This window comes from Brevundimonas vesicularis (assembly GCF_027105095.1).
In the GTDB taxonomy this organism is placed as follows: Bacteria; Pseudomonadota; Alphaproteobacteria; order Caulobacterales; family Caulobacteraceae; genus Brevundimonas; species Brevundimonas vesicularis_E.
Map to the genome: position 1 here is coordinate 511,549 of NZ_CP114278.1, position 16,315 is coordinate 527,863.

Below are 16,315 nucleotides of genomic sequence, written 5' to 3' on the forward strand. Positions count from 1 at the left end.
ATGCTCCAAGGCCGATAGGATTTTAAGATCATGAACGACTCACGTCTGAATTTTCTTGGCCCGCTGCTCGGAAGACCACAGAGTCAACCTGAGCCTACCTCGAAGAAGTTTTCGGTTCGCTCCTACCTACCTTTTGCTCTAGTTGTGGGGGTGCCGACGCTTGTCGCCGCGGTCTATTACCTCGGCATCGCGAGCCCGCGTTATGTATCCGAGGCCAAATTCCTCGTGCGATCGGCCTCGAAGGAGCAGCCGTCATCTCTGGGTGTCGCCCTACAAGGCGTGGGGTTATCCACAAATGCGACTGACGCTTTTTCGGTGCATGAATACATCAAATCGAGAGACGCAGTTCGAGATCTCAAAAAGAAGCTTCCTCTGGCAAATATCTTGTCAGCGGCCGGCGCTGACCCGTTTTCTCGCTATCCAAGGGTAGGCCAGAGCGCCAGCAGCGAGGGTCTTTACAAAAGCTTTCAGCGTTTTTTGACGGTCGGCTACAACACAAGCTCGGGCATTAGCACCCTCCGGGTTGAGGCGTTTACGCCGCAAGATGCAAAGCGAGTTGCAGATAGTTTGCTGGACGGCGGCGAGAATCTCGTTAATGCCCTGAATGAGAGATCTACAGCTCGAGCTGTTACTGATGCCGAAGCAAATCTTGTAGAAGCGGAATCCCGTTTAACTAATATTCAGACTCGTCTACAAAATTACAGAAATCGCGAAGGCATTATCGATCCTATAGTCTCTGCAACTGAAGGATCGGCGCTGATTGGTGAGTTGCTGGCGAATATATCTAGTTTGAGGGCTGAACGCTCTCAACTCGCTAGCCAAGCGCCGCAAAGCCCGCAACTGTCTATTTTGGATGCACGTCTCGCCGCCTACGAACAGCAAATCGAATCCGAACGAAACAAGCTGGCGGGGGGGCAGAACTCTTTAGCCAGCAAAATCAGTGGCTATGAGTCCTTGGCCCTGGAGCGCGAGATGGCTGATAAGGCGCTGGCCACCGCCAGCTTGGGGTTGGACGCGGCGCGTGTAGAGGCGCGTCAGCAGAAACTCTATCTTGTGCGCGTCGTGAATCCTGGCCTGCCTGACAAACCCTCGGTGCCAAATCGGTGGGCTGCTATTCTCGCTGTCTTCATCTCCACACTTTTGATTTATTGCATAGGCTGGCTCATCTGGGCCGGACTACGGGAGCACAGGCAGATTTGATGTCTCCCTCCAAGGATGGCGTGGGTCTTGAGGTCATCGATCTCGGCAAGACCTATCTACATGCGCCGGGCGCCAAACCCCTGTTCAAAGGTCTGAGCTTCAACGTGCGTCGCAATGACCGCCTTGCAGTCCTCGGACGCAATGGCCAAGGCAAATCCACGCTGATTAAAATTCTGGGCGGGGCCCTAGCTCCAACGACAGGCAGGGTGCGCTGGCATATGTCTGGTTCATGGCCTATCGGGTTCGGCGGCGGTTTCCAGGGCAGTTTGTCGGGCTTGGATAATATTCGATTTCTATCGCGTCTGTATGAGCGTCCCTTTGACGAGTTGCTGGAGCGCGTGGATGATTTCGCTGAGCTTGGTTCAAAGTTATCTCTTCCCGTCAAACATTACTCTTCAGGTATGAGGGCGCGTCTTGCATTCGGTTTATCGATAGCCATCGAGTTCGATTGCTATTTGGTTGATGAGCTTGTCGCTGTAGGAGACGCACGCTTCCAAAGAAAATGTAGAGAAGAGCTTTTCCAGCGAAGATCAGATCGAGCATTTATCATGGCTTCGCATGATATGAATCTCATATCCAAGGTCTGCGACCGTGTGCTGATCATTGAGAGTGGCAAGGCCCGGATGTTTACCGACGTGGAACAGGCTGTGGACATTTATACGTCTCTTCGGGCCGCTTGATGGCGGTGCGGTCTGTAGGCTTGTTGTTAATGCCGTCACATCGTGAAGCGGCATGGCGTGGCGCTATTGGGGCGGCGGCCAAGGAGCGTGGTTGGACAGTGACGAAGGCGCGGGGGGACGAAGCCGTAAGGACGCCCTGCCCGAAGATCATTCTGGTCACAGATTTCCAAGCGGTGCCATTGGATGCCGTCGATGCCTGGGTCGTTATAGGAGGCGGGGCTTTAGAAGAGGTGTTGAACAGCGCCCTTGAGCGAAGGTCGGATCAGTTGGAAGCTCAACGCTTCGCATCCGTACGTTTGGGGACCGCCTCTGCTCTGATCGAAGCGGGCGCGGTTGTTCTGGACCACGAAGCCTACGCCGCTGATGTGCCGGGTCTAGGTCTGATTTCTCCGGAGGTATCCGCGCTGAACACCGCACCATTCAGTGTGGATCCCGCAATGGCCGCGCCGTTGGCCTTCTATCGGAATATGCCTCCAACCCCTGGGTCCAGCATGGTCTGGCCAACCTCGATTTTCAGCTATAGCCTACGCCGAGAGCCCACAGGCGGTTCGCCCGATATAGATCTGACTGGCGGTGCTCGCGTATTGATGCACGGTCCATGTTTCGCCCTTCCGTTAGGATGGTGGCGTGTCACGGTGCGATTTTCGGTCGATCCGGACGAGGCGGCTCACCTGATGTTCGAATGGGGGGCGGCCGACGATACCACCTTGTACGTGGGGGCATTTGACACGCCAGGCTACTACGAGCTTGTGCTGGACCATTTCTGGAATGAGCCAGCCCCTGCGGAGTTGAAAATCTCCAGCGAACGAGCCCATTTTATGGGACGGATCGTCATCGAGGAGTGCAGGGTGGAACTTCTCCCTGAAATGACCGACACATTCCCCGGTAAGAGGTAGGACGACCAAGGCTCCGACAGAGGTGGTATTCAGATCCGGATCATGTTCCTGAGATACTGGCCGTAGGCGCTCTTACCGAGCTTGGCGGCCAGTTCTTCCAGCCGGGCTGCGTCTATGAAGCCCTTTTGGTAGGAGACCTCCTCGGGACAGGCGATCTTGAAGCCCTGACGCTTCTCCAGAACGCTGACGAACTGAGCCGCGTCGATCAGACTGTCGGGTGTGCCGGTGTCTAGCCAGGCATAGCCGCGTCCCATGATCTCGACCGACAGCTTGCCGCGTTCCAGGTAAATGCGGTTGACGTCGGTGATCTCCAGCTCGCCCCGCGCCGAGGGCTTCAGATCGTGGGCGATCTCGACCACGTCTTTGTCGTAGAAATACAAGCCCGTCACGGCCCAACTGGACTTGGGTGTCTGGGGCTTCTCCTCGATCGACAGGGCGCGCATTTGCTCGTCGAACTCGACCACCCCGTACCGTTCGGGATCGTTGACGTGATAGGCGAAGACCGTCGCCCCGTCCGGTCGGGCCATGGCGCTGGTGAACAGGTCGTTGATCCCGTGACCATAAAAGATGTTGTCGCCCAAGATCAAGGCCGACGGACTGTCGCCGACGAAGTCCGCGCCGATCACATAGGCCTGGGCTAGGCCCTCGGGGCTAGGTTGGACGGCGTACTGGATCTCCATGCCCCACTGCGAACCATCGCCAAGCAGGGCCTGGAAGCTAGGCACGTCGCGCGGAGTCGAGATGATCAGCACCTCGCGGATGCCGGCCAGCATTAGGGTCGACAGCGGATAGTAAATCATCGGCTTGTCATAAACCGGCATCAGTTGTTTCGAGGTGACCAGGGTCATCGGATGCAGTCGGGTGCCGGAACCTCCGGCCAGGATGATACCCTTCATGCGGCGGCCCTTTCGGCGTGTAACTCGTTGACGATCTCGGCGACTGCGGCCTGCCAGTGGCGAGGGACGACGCCGTAGTCGCGGGTCAGTTTGTCGGTCGACAGGCGCGAGTTGGTCGGGCGGCTCGCCGGAGTAGGGTATTCAGACGAGGGGATGCCCTCGACCGCAGCCGACGGCCCGCCGACCGCAGCACTCAGGACAAAGATTTCGGTCGCCAACTCAGCCCAGGTGGTCTCGCCCGCGTTGACAAACTGATACACGCCGGTCGGCGCATCGACGTCGGCGATCATTTTCAACGTGATGGTCTTCAGCGTCGCCGCGATATCGCGCGCCGAGGTTGGACAGCCGCGCTGATCGGCGACCACCCGCAGAACCGGCCGATCGGCGCCGAGCCGCAGCATAGTCTTGAGGAAGTTGGCGCGATGCACGCTCAGCACCCAGGCCGTCCGCAGCACGACAGAGCGCGGATTGCCGCTGCGCACCGCCAATTCGCCGGCCAGCTTGGACGCGCCGTAGACACCAAGAGGCCCGACTGGGTCGGTCTCGACATAGGCGCCGTCTTTGGCCCCGTCGAACACGTAGTCGGTCGATACCTGGATCAGCGGAATGCCCGCCTCTCGCGTGGCATCGGCTAGCACCGCCGGCCCTATGGCGTTGGCGGCGAAGGCCGCGGCGACCTCTGTCTCGGCCCTATCGACGGCGGTGTGGGCGCCTGAGTTGATCACGGCGACGAACGGAGTGGCGGTGAAGGCGGCCCGGACCGAGGCGGCGTTGCCCAAATCCAGCTCCGCACGCGTCGGCGCATGCAGCACGACGCCATCGGGCCAGTCGGCAGCCAGCAGTTCCAGCCCGACCTGCCCGGTGCCGCCGGTTATTAGGATGTGGATGGGATCAGCCATTGGCCTCGCCTAGGCGTTGGGTCGAATAGCGGGCGTCTAGAATGTCCTGCCACCAAGCCTGGTTCTCCAGATACCAGATCACGGTCTTCTCGATCCCTTGTTCGAAGGTGACCGATGGCTCCCAGCCCAGGTCGTCACGAATCTTTGACGCGTCAATAGCGTAGCGATGATCATGACCCGGGCGGTCGGTGACATAGGTAATCTGGTCGGCGTACTGGCCTTCCGCCTTGGGCCGCAGCCGGTCTAGGATCGAACAGATGGCGGTGACCACCTCAATGTTTGTGCGCTCGGAAGTGCCGCCGACATTATAGGTCTCGCCCGGCTCGCCCTTTTCGAACACGGCCTGCAAAGCGCGGGCGTGGTCATCGACGAACAGCCAGTCGCGCACGTTCGACCCGTCGCCGTAGACCGGCAGGGGCTCGCCATTCAGAGCACGGATGATGATCAGCGGGATCAGCTTCTCGGGGAAGTGATAGGGGCCATAGTTGTTCGAGCAGTTGGTCACCAGAACCGGGAGGCCGTAGGTATGGCCCCAAGCGCGCACCAGATGGTCCGACCCGGCCTTGGACGCCGAATAGGGCGAGCGCGGAGCATAGGGGGTGGTCTCGGTGAAGAAGCCGTCCTCGCCCAGGGATCCGAACACCTCGTCGGTCGAGATGTGATGGAAGCGGAAGCCGGCCTTCTTCGTCTCCGGCAGGCCGCGCCAGTAGCCAAGGGCCTGGTTCAGCATGACGAAGGTGCCGACCATATTGGTCTGGATGAAGGCGCCCGGCCCGTCGATCGACCGGTCGACATGGCTCTCCGCCGCCAGATGGGCGACCACTTCCGGTTGGAAGTCGTGCAGGGCCTTGGACACGGCGTCGGCGTCGCAGATGTCAGCCTGCACGAAGCTGTAGCGGTTGCTGGAAGCCACCGGCTCCAGCGAGCTCAGCACGCCCGCATAGGTCAGCTTGTCGAACACCAGAACCTCGTGATCGCTTTGTTCGATCAGGCGTCGCGCCAGGGCCGAGCCGATAAAACCGGCGCCGCCGGTGATCAGAATACGCATCAGATGTCTCTTGGTCCGAGTTCAGGTCAGGGCGTGGGCAGCGGTTCGAGCGGCCGGCCGTCGTATTCAAAGGGACTGTCAAACTCGGCCAGGGTGGGCAGAATCTTATCCTTGTCCGACAGAACCGCACCCGAGGGTGGCAGGGGCCAGTCGATGGCGATGGCGGGGTCGTTCCAGACGATGCCGCCGTCACAGTCCGGCGCATAGACATCTGTTACCTTGTAGGCGATCTCAACGTCCGGTTCGAGGGTGACAAAGCCGTGGGCGAAGCCCACCGGCACGAACAGTTGCTCTCCGCCTTCGGCTGTCAGTTTGGCGGCGACGTGTTGGCCATAGGTCGGAGAGCCGCGTCGAACGTCCACCGCATAGTCCATGATCGAACCACGCACGCAGCGCACCAACTTGGCTTGGGCGTGCGGCGGACGCTGGAAATGCAACCCGCGGATCGTGCCTTCGAAGGCCGAGAACGACTGGTTGTCCTGAACGAAGCGCGCGTCGATACCCGCCGCCTGCGCCGCAGCTTCCGAATAGGTCTCCATAAACCAACCACGTGCATCGCCGAAACGACGAGGGCGGAGAAGAACGACGCGACTCATATGCAGATTCCCCTTATGCCACAGTCCTATACCGCGACCTTTCTTTCCTGCCACGCGAAACCTATGACGCTGCAATTGTGACCCTCTTTCTCTATAGAAAGGGGGCGGTTGAATATGGGGCGCACGTGCAGCAGGGCTGGCTTGGATCTTGGCGTGGTTTCGCGAACTTTTGGTGTCGTCCGTCCGATTTGCGGCGTGAGGGCAATCGATTAAGAGATAACGGGCTTTGGAACGAAGCGGCGCGAGCCTATCGTTATTATCTCGCCAAACGCCCCCACGATCACGGCGTCCGGATTCAGTACGGAAATATGCTGAAGGAGGCTGGCCGGTTTCAAGAGGCGGACGCCGCATACGCCAGGGTGCAAGCTGAAAATCGCGACGTCGAGGTGCTCAAGATGCGCGGTTATCTTGCCCTTCGGATGGACGCGCCTTCACGTGCCGCCGATTATTTTTTGCAGGCTTGGCTCGAAAACCCAACGAAGAACAGCGCCTCGGATCTGTTTGAAGCCGCCTGCCTGCCGTACGTGTCCGATGCATTTAATCGCGCCGGCTTGGACCTGCCGTTGGGACGTATTGAAACGGGCGGCGGCCGCATGGTCGTCGGTTGGGTCCGCGTTTTCGATTCCGATGAACTTTGCGAGGTCGAGTTCGTCCAAGATGACGTGATGCTCGGGCGTGTGATCGTAGATATTCCGCGCCCCGAGATTGAGAGGGAGGGGTTGGCGCGCCTCAATTGTGGATTTGCTGCCGATGTAGGCAGTTTGGACAAGGTTCCAAACTGGGATGCTCCGATTGAAGTAAGGGTAGCGCGGCGGGGCGGCGATCTGATCGGTTCTCCGTTCCGCATCGAAATCCCGGATGCACTTCAGAAGTGGCTGCTGAGATCTGCTCCTCTTCCCGGGAAGGCTGCGGAGACGCCGCGTCTGACCTTTATAATGCCTGTCCACAATCCCGAACCGTCGTGGTTGGTTGAAGCGCTCTCAAGCGTGTGCAGTCAGGATCGAGGTGATTGGGAACTGGTCTGCATCGACGATGGATCGGAGCCTGAAGTGGCGAATATCCTCGATGAGTGGCGGGCGCGAGATTCAAGGATAAATTTGTGTCGCAACGAGAAGTCGCTTGGTGTGTCCGCCGCGACAAATAGAGGTCTGCAGGCGGCCAAGGGCGAAATTGTTGCGTTTGTAGATCATGATGATCGTGTTGAGCCGGAGGCCGCAAGGCGTATTATTGAGGCCTTCGATCTTGGAGCGGATGTTGTCTATTCTGATGAACTTCTGACGGAAGAAAATTCTAGTATAGTGCGAAGTGTTGAGCTTCGCGGAGCTTTTTCGCACGATTATTATCTATCTCATCCTTATTTCGTTCATCTTGTCGCTGTTAGGCGATCTATTGCAGTAGAAATTGGCGGTTTGGATGAAAATCTAAACATATCTACGGACATCGATTTTGTGTTGAGAGTTCTTGAGCGCTCTAAGAGTGTCTCTCATGTTCCTTCGCTTCTCTATCGATGGCGGGTCCATGGTAAGAGCCTGGGCCATGCAAAAAAGCCGCTAGTCATGCGAGAGACCGTAAGCGCCATTGAGCGGCACCTACGCCGCCTCGGGCTATCGGCTGAGGTTGGTGAGGGGGCGTCCTTCAATACATATAGTATTAAGTGGCCAAAATCGAAAGAGAGAACGCTAGCAGTGATGCCAACGCGTGATGGTATTGATTTTTTATCAAAGGCTATTGGAAGTGTTCTTAAAACGACTGGTGATGAGTTAGATATTGTAATAGTGGATAATAATTCTGTTAAAGAAGAAACTCTTTCTTATTTCTCAAATCTTCCCCCTAGAGTTAAGGTTGTTCGCCATGAAGGTGGATTTAATTTTTCTGCCATAAATAACCGCGCTGTTCGGTCGTGCGGAGATGGATACGGTAGAGTCCTTTTTCTAAATAATGATATAGAAAGTACTGAGAAGGGATGGCATGAGCGCCTTGCCGGCTTGGCGGACCGGTCCGATGTAGGGGTTGTGGGTGCCAGCCTCATGTATCCGGACTGGAGAGTCCAGCATGCTGGTGTTGTTCTTGGCCTGGGTGGCCCTGCCGAGCATGTTTTCAAGTTCGCTCAACTGCACCCAAATTCAACACAGAAGAATGTTGGGCCAGGATGTGCGTTCGCTGCCACGCGCGATGTTTCCGCAGTCACGGCAGCTTGTATGATGATGCGTCGATCTGTCTTTCTCGAAGTAGGCGGATTCGATGAGGCGCTGGTAGTCGGCTTTAACGATACGGATCTTTGTTTACGTGTCGGAGCGGCTGGCTATAAAATTTTGAATGATGGCGGTTGCTGGCTGGTTCACCATGAGTCTGCGACACGCAAGGTGACCAACCAAGTGCTGCATCCTGACGACGCCGCACGCTTTAGATCTCGTTGGGAGGCTTTGCTGCAAGCGGGCGATCCTTGGTATTCGCCTCTGGCCAGTCTGGATCCGTCCACGCTTGAGCATGCGTCGCTTGACCGTGAAATACCGCCACGCGTGTCTCGGGTCCGTCTTGTTGGAGACCGGCATGTCTGATTGGCGCGGGGGCGTGCGTCGGTATTTTCGCGAGCTGCGTAAGCCCAGGCCGGCGTCGGACAAGGCTTGGGCTCGACGTCTCCACTTGACTGCACGAGCCGAGCTCAAGGCCGGCAATCTCGCCCGGGATGCCGGGCGTTGGGAAGAGGCGGCGGGACATTATGCGGCGCATCTGCGTCTCAAGCCTGACGCCCATGCGATTCATGTTCAACACGGCAATATGTTGATGGAGCTCGGAGAGCTTCACCTGGCTGAAGCTGCTTTCCGTCTGTCTTTACAAGCGCATGAAACTGCAGGCGCCTATGTGCAGCTTGCAATAAATCTGTCTAGGCAGGGCCGCCGCGAGGTCGCGCTGCAAAGCCTTGCGCATGCGCACAGCCTTGAACCCCGCAGCTCTGAAGTTGCGACTGCGTTCGATATTTTGCGCAATCGTACGCAATGGCCAAGTCGTCGTGCTCTGGGGCTGGATAGCGCGGACGACTCGCAGTTGTCTTCCGAAAGGGCGCTGTGGCTGCTGCGAGACTATGACGTCTTTCGCCGACATGTTCCCACTCCGCCGGCTCCGGTGAAGTCCCCGGCCAATGTTCACGTGTGGATCGATGCGATGAACGCGGGGCCCGCAAAACTGAGGGTGACCATTCGATCGCTTCAACAGCAGGATCACCAAGACTGGCAGGCCACCATCTTTGGGGCTCCCGAGCTGATTGATCATCCGGTCGGCTCTCTGATCGTGGCGGACGAGAGGTTCTCCACAGGCGGCAGCATAATGTCCGAGGAGCGTATCTCGACGCCGCTGGTGTTACTGTCTGCCGGGCTGGCTTTGGATCCCAATGCGCTGTCCTGGCTAATCTTTGCGATCGAACGTACAAATTCTGATGTCGCCTATTCTGATCATGAGTACGGATTTTCCGACTGGCGTGACGGCCTGGCGCGGCGGGACCCGGTATTATTCGCCGAGGCCGACCCTATAGATCTCCAAACGACAGGCTACCCGCCTGAGATCGTCATTCTGGCGCCATCAACGACTCTCAGCGGCCTTGACGATGGCCTACTCGAGGTAAGGCGCAACCTTGTGCGGGACGCAACAACGAGGGGGGGGGCGGCTCATATTCCTCTTTTCTTGGGCGCGGTGATGGAAGTGCAAATTGAAGTCGATGCAACTCCAAAGGTTGTGGTTCCCTCGGCATGGAAATGCGCTGTCGTGGGAACGGATAATGAGGAAGCGGAACGCGGCCGAATTCAGGTGATCATCCCGACCCGAAACGAATCGGCGATGCTGTCTGCATGTGTGGAAAGCTTGCTAAGCAAGGCAGCCGACCCAGAAGACCTGTCCTTTATCATAATAGACAATCGCAGTGATGAGCCCGCTATGGGCGCTCTTTTGGAGAACTTAACTGGGCGAGGTCATGAAATATTGAAAATGGATGAGCCCTTTAACTGGGCGCGTTTCAATAATCATGCTGCACATGGACGAGACGGCGTCCTGTTATTTGCGAATAATGATCTTGAGATGTTGACCCAAGATTGGGACGCATTGTTGAAGGATCATTTGCGGCGTCAATGTGCTGGTGTGGTGGGGGCGAGGCTGGTTTATGCCGATCGCACAATCCAACATGGCGGAATCGCCTTTGGCGGCGGGGAGAGCGGGCTGACGCATGAAGGGGTGGGCGCGCCAAAAGAGGCGGTCGGCCCTCTGCAGCGTTGGATTCGTGCGCGTGGAGCTGCAGCGGTCACTGGCGCTTTTATGGCCGTATCTTCGGAGGTCTTCCAACGAGCCGGAGGGTTCAATGAGAGCCTAGCCGTCGCCTATAATGACGTCGATTTTTGTATGCGGGTCCGTGCGCTTGGATTGATGGCGATCTATGCGGGAGACATTGAAGCCATTCACTTCGAATCTCGATCGAGGGGCCGTAATGACACCCCCGTGAAAATCTCCTGGGACCTGCTTGAACGTCAGGAAATCTTCAAAGACTGGGGGCGCGAGCTCCTGCATGACCCAAGTCGAAATCCCAACTGGCGAGGTATGGACGCCAACCCGTTTCTTGGTCTGGCTCAGCCAAGCCTGCCTGAAATCCTGCGCCACATTGACCGCAGTGCGCGTCCCCGATCTTGGACGGTCACCGCCCCTTCATTTGGGTAGAGATGCGGTGAAGCCAAACGTCCCGATGGTCGCGTGTCGTTTCGGCAAGACACTAGTCCCCGCAGTGATCATCACGTCATAGATGACCCGCGTGACGTATTGGATCAACTCGAAGAACTTTCTTAGTTCCGCTGAATTTGTCCGGGGTACCTAGAGGATGTCATCGGGCTGAAGGATAAAATTGTTCGCCGTAAAGAAGCCGGAGGGGTCTGTCAGATTAAGTCTGGAAATGACGGGCACGCCTTTGCGTGTCTCAGGCGCGTTGGTGCCGATTGATCGTGCGATGTTCACGCATTCGAGCCGGAAGAAAAAAAGAGCGCGCATCGACGCTGTTGGTGTTCAGTCCGCCTAGGCGCTGAACGCGGCAGTCAAGGTTACGTAACCTGTGGGCATTTCTGAAAGCGTAACAGCTCCGAAAGCCTCGAAGCTGCTGTAACGTCGCGGCTGGGCCGCCAAATTGATCTGATCCCCCGCTTAAGTATGATGTTTTCGCGAGGGTCGCTGTAGATGGCCTTCAAAGGCGTCGCACACGTCTGGCCATCTGAAATTAGGTGGATAATGGCGTTCTCGGGCAGACCCTGAACGCCGCCTGCTTCGGCTAGTATGTCCAGTATGTTGCTGACACCGTAGATCAACTGGACGCGCCCGGGGGTGGCCAAGTGACCCAAAACCGTCACGCCATTGGTGGGCCACGGCGCCAGAGACACGACCACCTGAGGGCTCACGACTTTGCCTCGAAGCGCCGAAAGAATTTCCCTTTCGGACTGCTGTGCCGACACGCGCCGCGAGGCGCACCTACCCTGCGAATGGCAGGGTGATGTTGCCGTCTTGAGCAACGACGAATGGAGGCAGTCCTGCTGTCGCAACCGCTGTAGCGCCCGCGGCTTAAGCTCCGCCTACACCGCCACCGAAAAGAGCGCCGTCCGGCTAAAAATCGCCATGCTGACGGCGTCGCGTACGGTTAGAAAAAATGCGACGAGTGATCATGACTTTCGCAGCTTGTGGCGAGACGAATCTGTTCGAGAAGGCTGGGCTGGAGTCGAAGACGCTGGCCGTCCGAAATTGGAATGGATCTAGGATCCGTGGTTGACCTGTGGGGCCTGTTCGGCGGCGAGATAAAGGTCGCGTTCCGCCTCCCACAGATCCCCGTAATCAACGCCTTGCCACTGTTCAAACCAAGGACCACCGTTTGTGTAGTGTATGGCGGCGGGCGTTTTGGAGAGGGGCTCGTATTCGCCGACTAGGAAGTTCCATTCTAAATCCAATCCGCCGATGTCCCGATCGTTCGAGATCCATTCAAACCGATGGAGAAAAGCGGGCGCGGCGTCGTTGACCGTGTCTGGCCGAAGGTCACGCACACTTTTGTGGCGACCATTAAACGCCATGAATGACGACCAATTCTTGCGCGGATAGACGGTTTGAGCCTTGCCGTCCATTTTTATCTGGTGGCTCGGTTCGTAGGTGTGCTGGACCACGTACAGGGCCTTCTCGTTGTCCAGTTGATCGATCAGATCGTTGATGTCCTGAGTGAACAGGAAGTCGCAATCGACGAAAACAGACCATTGGTCGTAGGCGGCGAGGTAAGGCGTCAGAAATCGGGTCAAAGAAAATTCGGTCGAGGCCGTCGCGTCCGGAGCGCGATTGTACAGGCCGACTTCGCGCAGCGTCGGCTGCCGTAAGGGGGTCACCTCAATAGGACGTTTGGCGTGCCGTAGAAGGGAGTGGCGGCACACCTGCCAAGCGATATCTTCGCGCGAATCGTAGCCGACAAAAATCTTGAGGGGACGAACGGCGTCGAACATCAGCAGGCTCCTGGTTACCTTCTGCCCAAACTATAGGCCATGGGCATGATGGTCGAGCCTGATATTCACCGGCGCCGCGGGTGATGTGCCGATTTTGCGGCACTTGATCGATGAGGATGTTGGAGGTTCCAACAATGATAAGCTTCTAGGGGTTTTGGGGAGGCGTTTGCAGCCTCTAAAATTATCACACTAGGTAAAGGCGAGTCGCTGGTTGTCTCGCGGTTATGCCGTCAGCGGTGCTCTCTAGTCTGTCTAGGCACAGGAAAGCGTATCGTTGATTTCCAGAAACGATGGGTGAATGTCCTTTTGGCTCGGCATCGCGGCCATGGCAAAATCGAGTGCGGTTTTTGCATGATTTTCGCATTAAGAGGAAAGTTGAGGTCGAAAGAATCGACCGCTAGAGCCGATCAATGACCGACAGTTGCGATCTTTTAATTTTAGGTGACAGCCACACCACTGCCATAGCTCGTGACGTGACCCCCTGAAACTCCTCCAGGAATAGCTAGAGTCCGCCCCTCGAAAGGACGGACAGAATGAAGCGATCACGGTTCACGGAAGAGCAGATCATCGGAATCTTGCGCGAGCAGGAGGCCGGTGTCCCGGTGGCGGACCTGTGCAGGAAGCACGGGCTGAGCTCGCCGACCTTCTACAAGTGGAAGGCCAAGTATGGCGGCATGGACGTGTCGGAGGCCCGTCGTCTGAAAGCGCTGGAAGACGAGAACGCCAAGCTGAAACGGATGCTGGCGGACTCGATGCTGGACAACGTCGCGCTGAAGGATCTGCTGGGAAAAAAGTGGTGACGCCCGCTGCGCATCGAGAGGCGGCGGCGCACCTGCAGTCGGCCTACGAGATGAGCGAACGGCGGGCCTGCCGGGTGCTGGGCATTGATCGGACGAGCGTGCGCTATCAGGCGACACGACCGGACGATGGCACCCTGCGCGATCGGCTGAAGGCCCTGGCCCAGGAGCGTCGGCGGTTCGGCTATCGTCGTCTGCACGTGATGCTCCGGCGCGAGGGCCATGCGGTCAACAAGAAGCGGGTCCAGCGGATCTACCGCGAGGAAAAGCTGACGGTGCGTCGGCGCGGCGGGCGCAAACGCGCGATGGGCACAAGGCGGCCGCTGGAGATTCCTCTGGTCGCGAACCAGCGCTGGTCGCTGGACTTCGTGTCCGATCAGATGACCGACGGGCGGCGCTTCCGCATCCTGACGGTGATCGACAACTGCACACGTGAGTGCCTCGGACTCGTCGCCGACACCTCGCTGTCGGGCCGGCGGGTGGCGCGCGAACTGGACGCCATCATCCTGCGACGCGGGCGCCCCGAGACGATCATCAGCGACAACGGCACGGAATATACGTCCAACGCCATCCTGGCCTGGGCCGACGGCACCGGCGTGGGCTGGCATTACATCGCGCCGGGCAAGCCCCAGCAGAACGGCTTCAACGAGAGCTTCAATGGCCGCCTGCGCGACGAACTGCTGAACGAGACGCTGTTCCGGTCCCTGCCGCACGCCCGTGCCGTGCTCGAAACCTGGCGGCGCGACTACAACGAAACCCGGCCGCACTCGAAGCTGGGATGGCTGACGCCGCAGGCTTACGCAGATGCGCTCAACGGACAGATCGGCCGGTCCGCTGCGCTGGTTGAAGGCTGCGCTGACCGGCCTCTTGCCAACCCCACCAACCCCAGTTCAGATCAGCAAAGGACTCTCGTTATGGCTGGATGAGAAACGGGGGTCACGTCACTCGAGCATTCAAGACCCGAGGCGGCCTGATCGCCGGCCGCCACGTATTCGTCAGCCGGTATCAAACGTCCAAGGGTGAAACCCTAATTGAGGGCATCCTGCACGATGATGGCGTAGCGATGTTTGCAGACGCAGGCAAAAATGGCGTTCTAGTCTCAACTTTGGGGGGTAATCAGTTCAACGCATTCGGGATGATACAGCACCCGGTGCCCTTCGATTTCTACGACCCAGATATCCCAACGAAAAGCCTATTGCCTGACGCCGCAGTTGTTCCCGTGCGTGCCGTCGAAGCGACTTTTCGGCGCCTAATGGGGGTGCGTGATATTGACCTCTTAAAGAGGTACCGTAAGGCCGGAGCAGGTCGCGTCTTCGCGCTTGCTCCGCCCCCTCCGAAAGAAGATGACGAGTTTGTCAGGACTCGATCTGAAAGTCTTTTTCGGGCTAACGGCATTGAAGAGGCTGGGGTGACGCCTGCTATCGTTCGCCTGAAGCTTTGGGCTGTTCAAGTGCGTTTGATGCGCGAGATGTTCACCCCGCTCAAGGTTGAGGTGATCGCCCCCCATCTGAAGCTCTAACCTCAGTTGGCTTTCTCGCCCCAGAATTTTACGGCAAGGACGCCACCCACGCGAACAAGGAATACGGGGATATGGTTCTCGACCTGCTCGATAGGGTGCTGCCTAGAAGCGTGCAAGCATGAGTGTGCATCCATATAAAAACCTCCCAGACAAGGCCTTTTGGAAACGATCCGTCGGATCGGTCGCGCCTGGCGATATCGATCCTGTCGGGCGCTTCGATCTTATAATCATGCCCGAAACCAAGGTCGCCACCGCAGGGAGTTGTTTTGCTCAACACATCGCGCGGCACCTAAAGGCTAGCGGATTTTCCTACTATGTAGCCGAGAAGGCTCATCCGATTATTCCTGCGGATGTGGCATCCAGTCAAAATTACGGCCTGTTCTCGGCCCGATACGGTAACATTTATACCGCCCGTCAACTCCTTCAGTTGATTCAGAGGTCAACTGGATCGTTCACGCCGAGCGATGACGTATGGACCGCCAACGATGGCTCCTTCATCGACCCGTTCAGGCCGTCAACTCAGCCTGGCGGCTACATCTCGAAAGTCGAAATGCTGGCCGATCGTGACCAGCACCTGCGCATTGTGCGTGAGATGTTCGAGAATCTGGATGTTTTCGTCTTCACCCTTGGCTTGACTGAAGGTTGGGTATCAAAGGCAGATGGCGCAGCCTATCCCATCGCGCCAGGCGTCGAGGGCGGCGTGTTCAATCCCGATCTATACGCCTTCAAGAATTATGACGTTAATGAAGTTCTAGGTGATATGAACGCATTCCTCGATCACCTACGCCTGCTCAATCCCGCCGCAGAAGTGATCCTTACCGTCTCTCCAGTCCCACTGGCTGCGACAGCTGAGCCGGACCAGCACGTACTTTCAGCGACCACCTACTCCAAGTCGGTTTTACGCGTTGTGGCGGAGATGCTGGCCAAACAACACCGCCATGTGCACTATTTCCCCTCATTCGAGATCATCACCGGCATGGCGTCTCGCGGGGCCTACTACGCTCATGATTTGCGCAATGTAACGGAAGAAGGCGTCTCACATGTCATGAGAATCTTCCTGAGTCATGCAACTGCAACGGAAACTGCTAGGCCTTCGCAAAAAGACAAGGTTGCTCTGCCGGGGGATTTTGTTGAACTCTCCAGTAAGATTGCCGAGGCGTTGTGTGACGAGGAAAAGCTGGACGCCTGACCCGGGTTCAGGATCTGAGCTGTTATCCAGCAGAGACATGAGCTTTACTTCTCGGCGTGTTCAGGCTCGCGGTATAAGCTGCATGGGAAGGGGTC

General features: G+C 57.6%; 13 protein-coding genes. 8 read left to right on the top strand and 5 right to left on the bottom strand.

Annotated features, from left to right (window positions below):
• The first annotated feature begins 30 nt into the window (after window positions 1–30).
• From O2K97_RS02490 to O2K97_RS02500, 3 genes are read left to right on the top strand one after another with little or no spacing between them, the layout of a single operon-like run.
• Window positions 31–1,200, top strand: coding sequence for a chain-length determining protein (locus O2K97_RS02490; RefSeq protein ID WP_269220314.1), 1,170 nt, complete (start codon window positions 31–33; stop codon window positions 1,198–1,200).
• Window positions 1,200–1,880, top strand: coding sequence for an ABC transporter ATP-binding protein (locus O2K97_RS02495; RefSeq protein WP_269220315.1), 681 nt, complete (start codon window positions 1,200–1,202; stop codon window positions 1,878–1,880). The genes O2K97_RS02490 and O2K97_RS02495 overlap by 1 nt, the downstream gene beginning before the upstream one ends.
• A complete protein-coding gene (locus O2K97_RS02500; protein ID WP_269220316.1) occupies window positions 1,880–2,776 on the top strand; it encodes a hypothetical protein in 897 nt (298 codons plus the stop codon). Before O2K97_RS02495 ends, O2K97_RS02500 begins: the two co-directional genes overlap by 1 nt.
• Before the next feature lie 29 nt (window positions 2,777–2,805).
• Here O2K97_RS02500 and rfbA read toward each other — a convergent pair whose 3' ends face one another.
• From rfbA to rfbC, 4 genes are read right to left on the bottom strand one after another with little or no spacing between them, the layout of a single operon-like run.
• Complete coding sequence (rfbA, locus tag O2K97_RS02505) at window positions 2,806–3,672, bottom strand: glucose-1-phosphate thymidylyltransferase RfbA (protein ID WP_269220317.1); 867 nt, start codon at window positions 3,670–3,672, stop codon at window positions 2,806–2,808.
• Complete coding sequence (rfbD, locus tag O2K97_RS02510; protein WP_269220318.1) at window positions 3,669–4,571, bottom strand: dTDP-4-dehydrorhamnose reductase; 903 nt, start codon at window positions 4,569–4,571, stop codon at window positions 3,669–3,671. The genes rfbA and rfbD overlap by 4 nt, the downstream gene beginning before the upstream one ends.
• The gene (gene rfbB, locus O2K97_RS02515) at window positions 4,564–5,619 is read right to left on the bottom strand and encodes a dTDP-glucose 4,6-dehydratase (RefSeq protein ID WP_331276134.1); all 1,056 of its coding nucleotides are present in this window, start codon (window positions 5,617–5,619) and stop codon (window positions 4,564–4,566) included. Before rfbB ends, rfbD begins: the two co-directional genes overlap by 8 nt.
• 26 nt (window positions 5,620–5,645) lie before the next feature.
• The gene (gene rfbC, locus O2K97_RS02520) at window positions 5,646–6,215 is read right to left on the bottom strand and encodes a dTDP-4-dehydrorhamnose 3,5-epimerase (RefSeq protein WP_269220319.1); all 570 of its coding nucleotides are present in this window, start codon (window positions 6,213–6,215) and stop codon (window positions 5,646–5,648) included.
• Window positions 6,216–6,292: 77 nt separating this feature from the next.
• On the opposite strand from rfbC, the gene O2K97_RS02525 reads away from it, so the two are divergent.
• Together O2K97_RS02525 and O2K97_RS02530 are read left to right on the top strand one after the other, a co-directional pair.
• The gene (locus tag O2K97_RS02525; protein ID WP_269220320.1) at window positions 6,293–8,773 is read left to right on the top strand and encodes a glycosyltransferase; all 2,481 of its coding nucleotides are present in this window, start codon (window positions 6,293–6,295) and stop codon (window positions 8,771–8,773) included.
• On the top strand, window positions 8,766–10,913 hold the full coding sequence (locus O2K97_RS02530) for a glycosyltransferase (protein WP_269220321.1): 2,148 nt from the start codon (window positions 8,766–8,768) through the stop codon (window positions 10,911–10,913). The genes O2K97_RS02525 and O2K97_RS02530 overlap by 8 nt, the downstream gene beginning before the upstream one ends.
• A gap of 1,073 nt (window positions 10,914–11,986) precedes the next feature.
• On the opposite strand, the gene O2K97_RS02535 is transcribed toward O2K97_RS02530, so the two are convergent.
• Window positions 11,987–12,715, bottom strand: coding sequence for a hypothetical protein (locus O2K97_RS02535; protein WP_269220322.1), 729 nt, complete (start codon window positions 12,713–12,715; stop codon window positions 11,987–11,989).
• Between the two features lie 533 nt (window positions 12,716–13,248).
• Here O2K97_RS02535 and O2K97_RS02540 point away from each other — a divergent pair.
• From O2K97_RS02540 to O2K97_RS02550, 3 genes are all read left to right on the top strand, one after another.
• Window positions 13,249–14,438 (top strand): IS3 family transposase gene (locus tag O2K97_RS02540; protein WP_269218895.1). Its coding sequence is split into 2 segments (ribosomal slippage): window positions 13,249–13,507 and window positions 13,507–14,438, totalling 1,191 coding nucleotides; the frame shifts between segments, so codons are not numbered across the junction.
• Window positions 14,435–15,031 carry a hypothetical protein gene (locus O2K97_RS02545; RefSeq protein ID WP_269220323.1) on the top strand — a complete coding sequence of 199 codons (597 nt, stop codon included), beginning with the start codon at window positions 14,435–14,437 and terminating at the stop codon, window positions 15,029–15,031. The genes O2K97_RS02540 and O2K97_RS02545 overlap by 4 nt, the downstream gene beginning before the upstream one ends.
• Window positions 15,032–15,149: 118 nt before the next feature.
• A complete protein-coding gene (locus O2K97_RS02550) occupies window positions 15,150–16,220 on the top strand; it encodes a GSCFA domain-containing protein (RefSeq protein ID WP_269220324.1) in 1,071 nt (356 codons plus the stop codon).
• Window positions 16,221–16,315: the final 95 nt, after the last annotated feature.

What these genes read in the sequence shown, in the direction of transcription:
- O2K97_RS02490 (WP_269220314.1), top strand. Translation starts at nt 31, where the DNA reads ATGAACGACTCACGTCTGAATTTTCTTGGCCCGCTGCTCGGAAGACCA.
- O2K97_RS02495 (WP_269220315.1), top strand. Translation starts at nt 1,200, where the DNA reads ATGTCTCCCTCCAAGGATGGCGTGGGTCTTGAGGTCATCGATCTCGGC.
- O2K97_RS02500 (WP_269220316.1), top strand. Translation starts at nt 1,880, where the DNA reads ATGGCGGTGCGGTCTGTAGGCTTGTTGTTAATGCCGTCACATCGTGAA.
- rfbA (WP_269220317.1), bottom strand. Translation starts at nt 3,672, where the DNA reads ATGAAGGGTATCATCCTGGCCGGAGGTTCCGGCACCCGACTGCATCCG.
- rfbD (WP_269220318.1), bottom strand. Translation starts at nt 4,571, where the DNA reads ATGGCTGATCCCATCCACATCCTAATAACCGGCGGCACCGGGCAGGTC.
- rfbB (WP_331276134.1), bottom strand. Translation starts at nt 5,619, where the DNA reads ATGCGTATTCTGATCACCGGCGGCGCCGGTTTTATCGGCTCGGCCCTG.
- rfbC (WP_269220319.1), bottom strand. Translation starts at nt 6,215, where the DNA reads ATGAGTCGCGTCGTTCTTCTCCGCCCTCGTCGTTTCGGCGATGCACGT.
- O2K97_RS02530 (WP_269220321.1), top strand. Translation starts at nt 8,766, where the DNA reads ATGTCTGATTGGCGCGGGGGCGTGCGTCGGTATTTTCGCGAGCTGCGT.
- O2K97_RS02535 (WP_269220322.1), bottom strand. Translation starts at nt 12,715, where the DNA reads ATGTTCGACGCCGTTCGTCCCCTCAAGATTTTTGTCGGCTACGATTCG.
- O2K97_RS02545 (WP_269220323.1), top strand. Translation starts at nt 14,435, where the DNA reads ATGAGAAACGGGGGTCACGTCACTCGAGCATTCAAGACCCGAGGCGGC.
- O2K97_RS02550 (WP_269220324.1), top strand. Translation starts at nt 15,150, where the DNA reads ATGAGTGTGCATCCATATAAAAACCTCCCAGACAAGGCCTTTTGGAAA.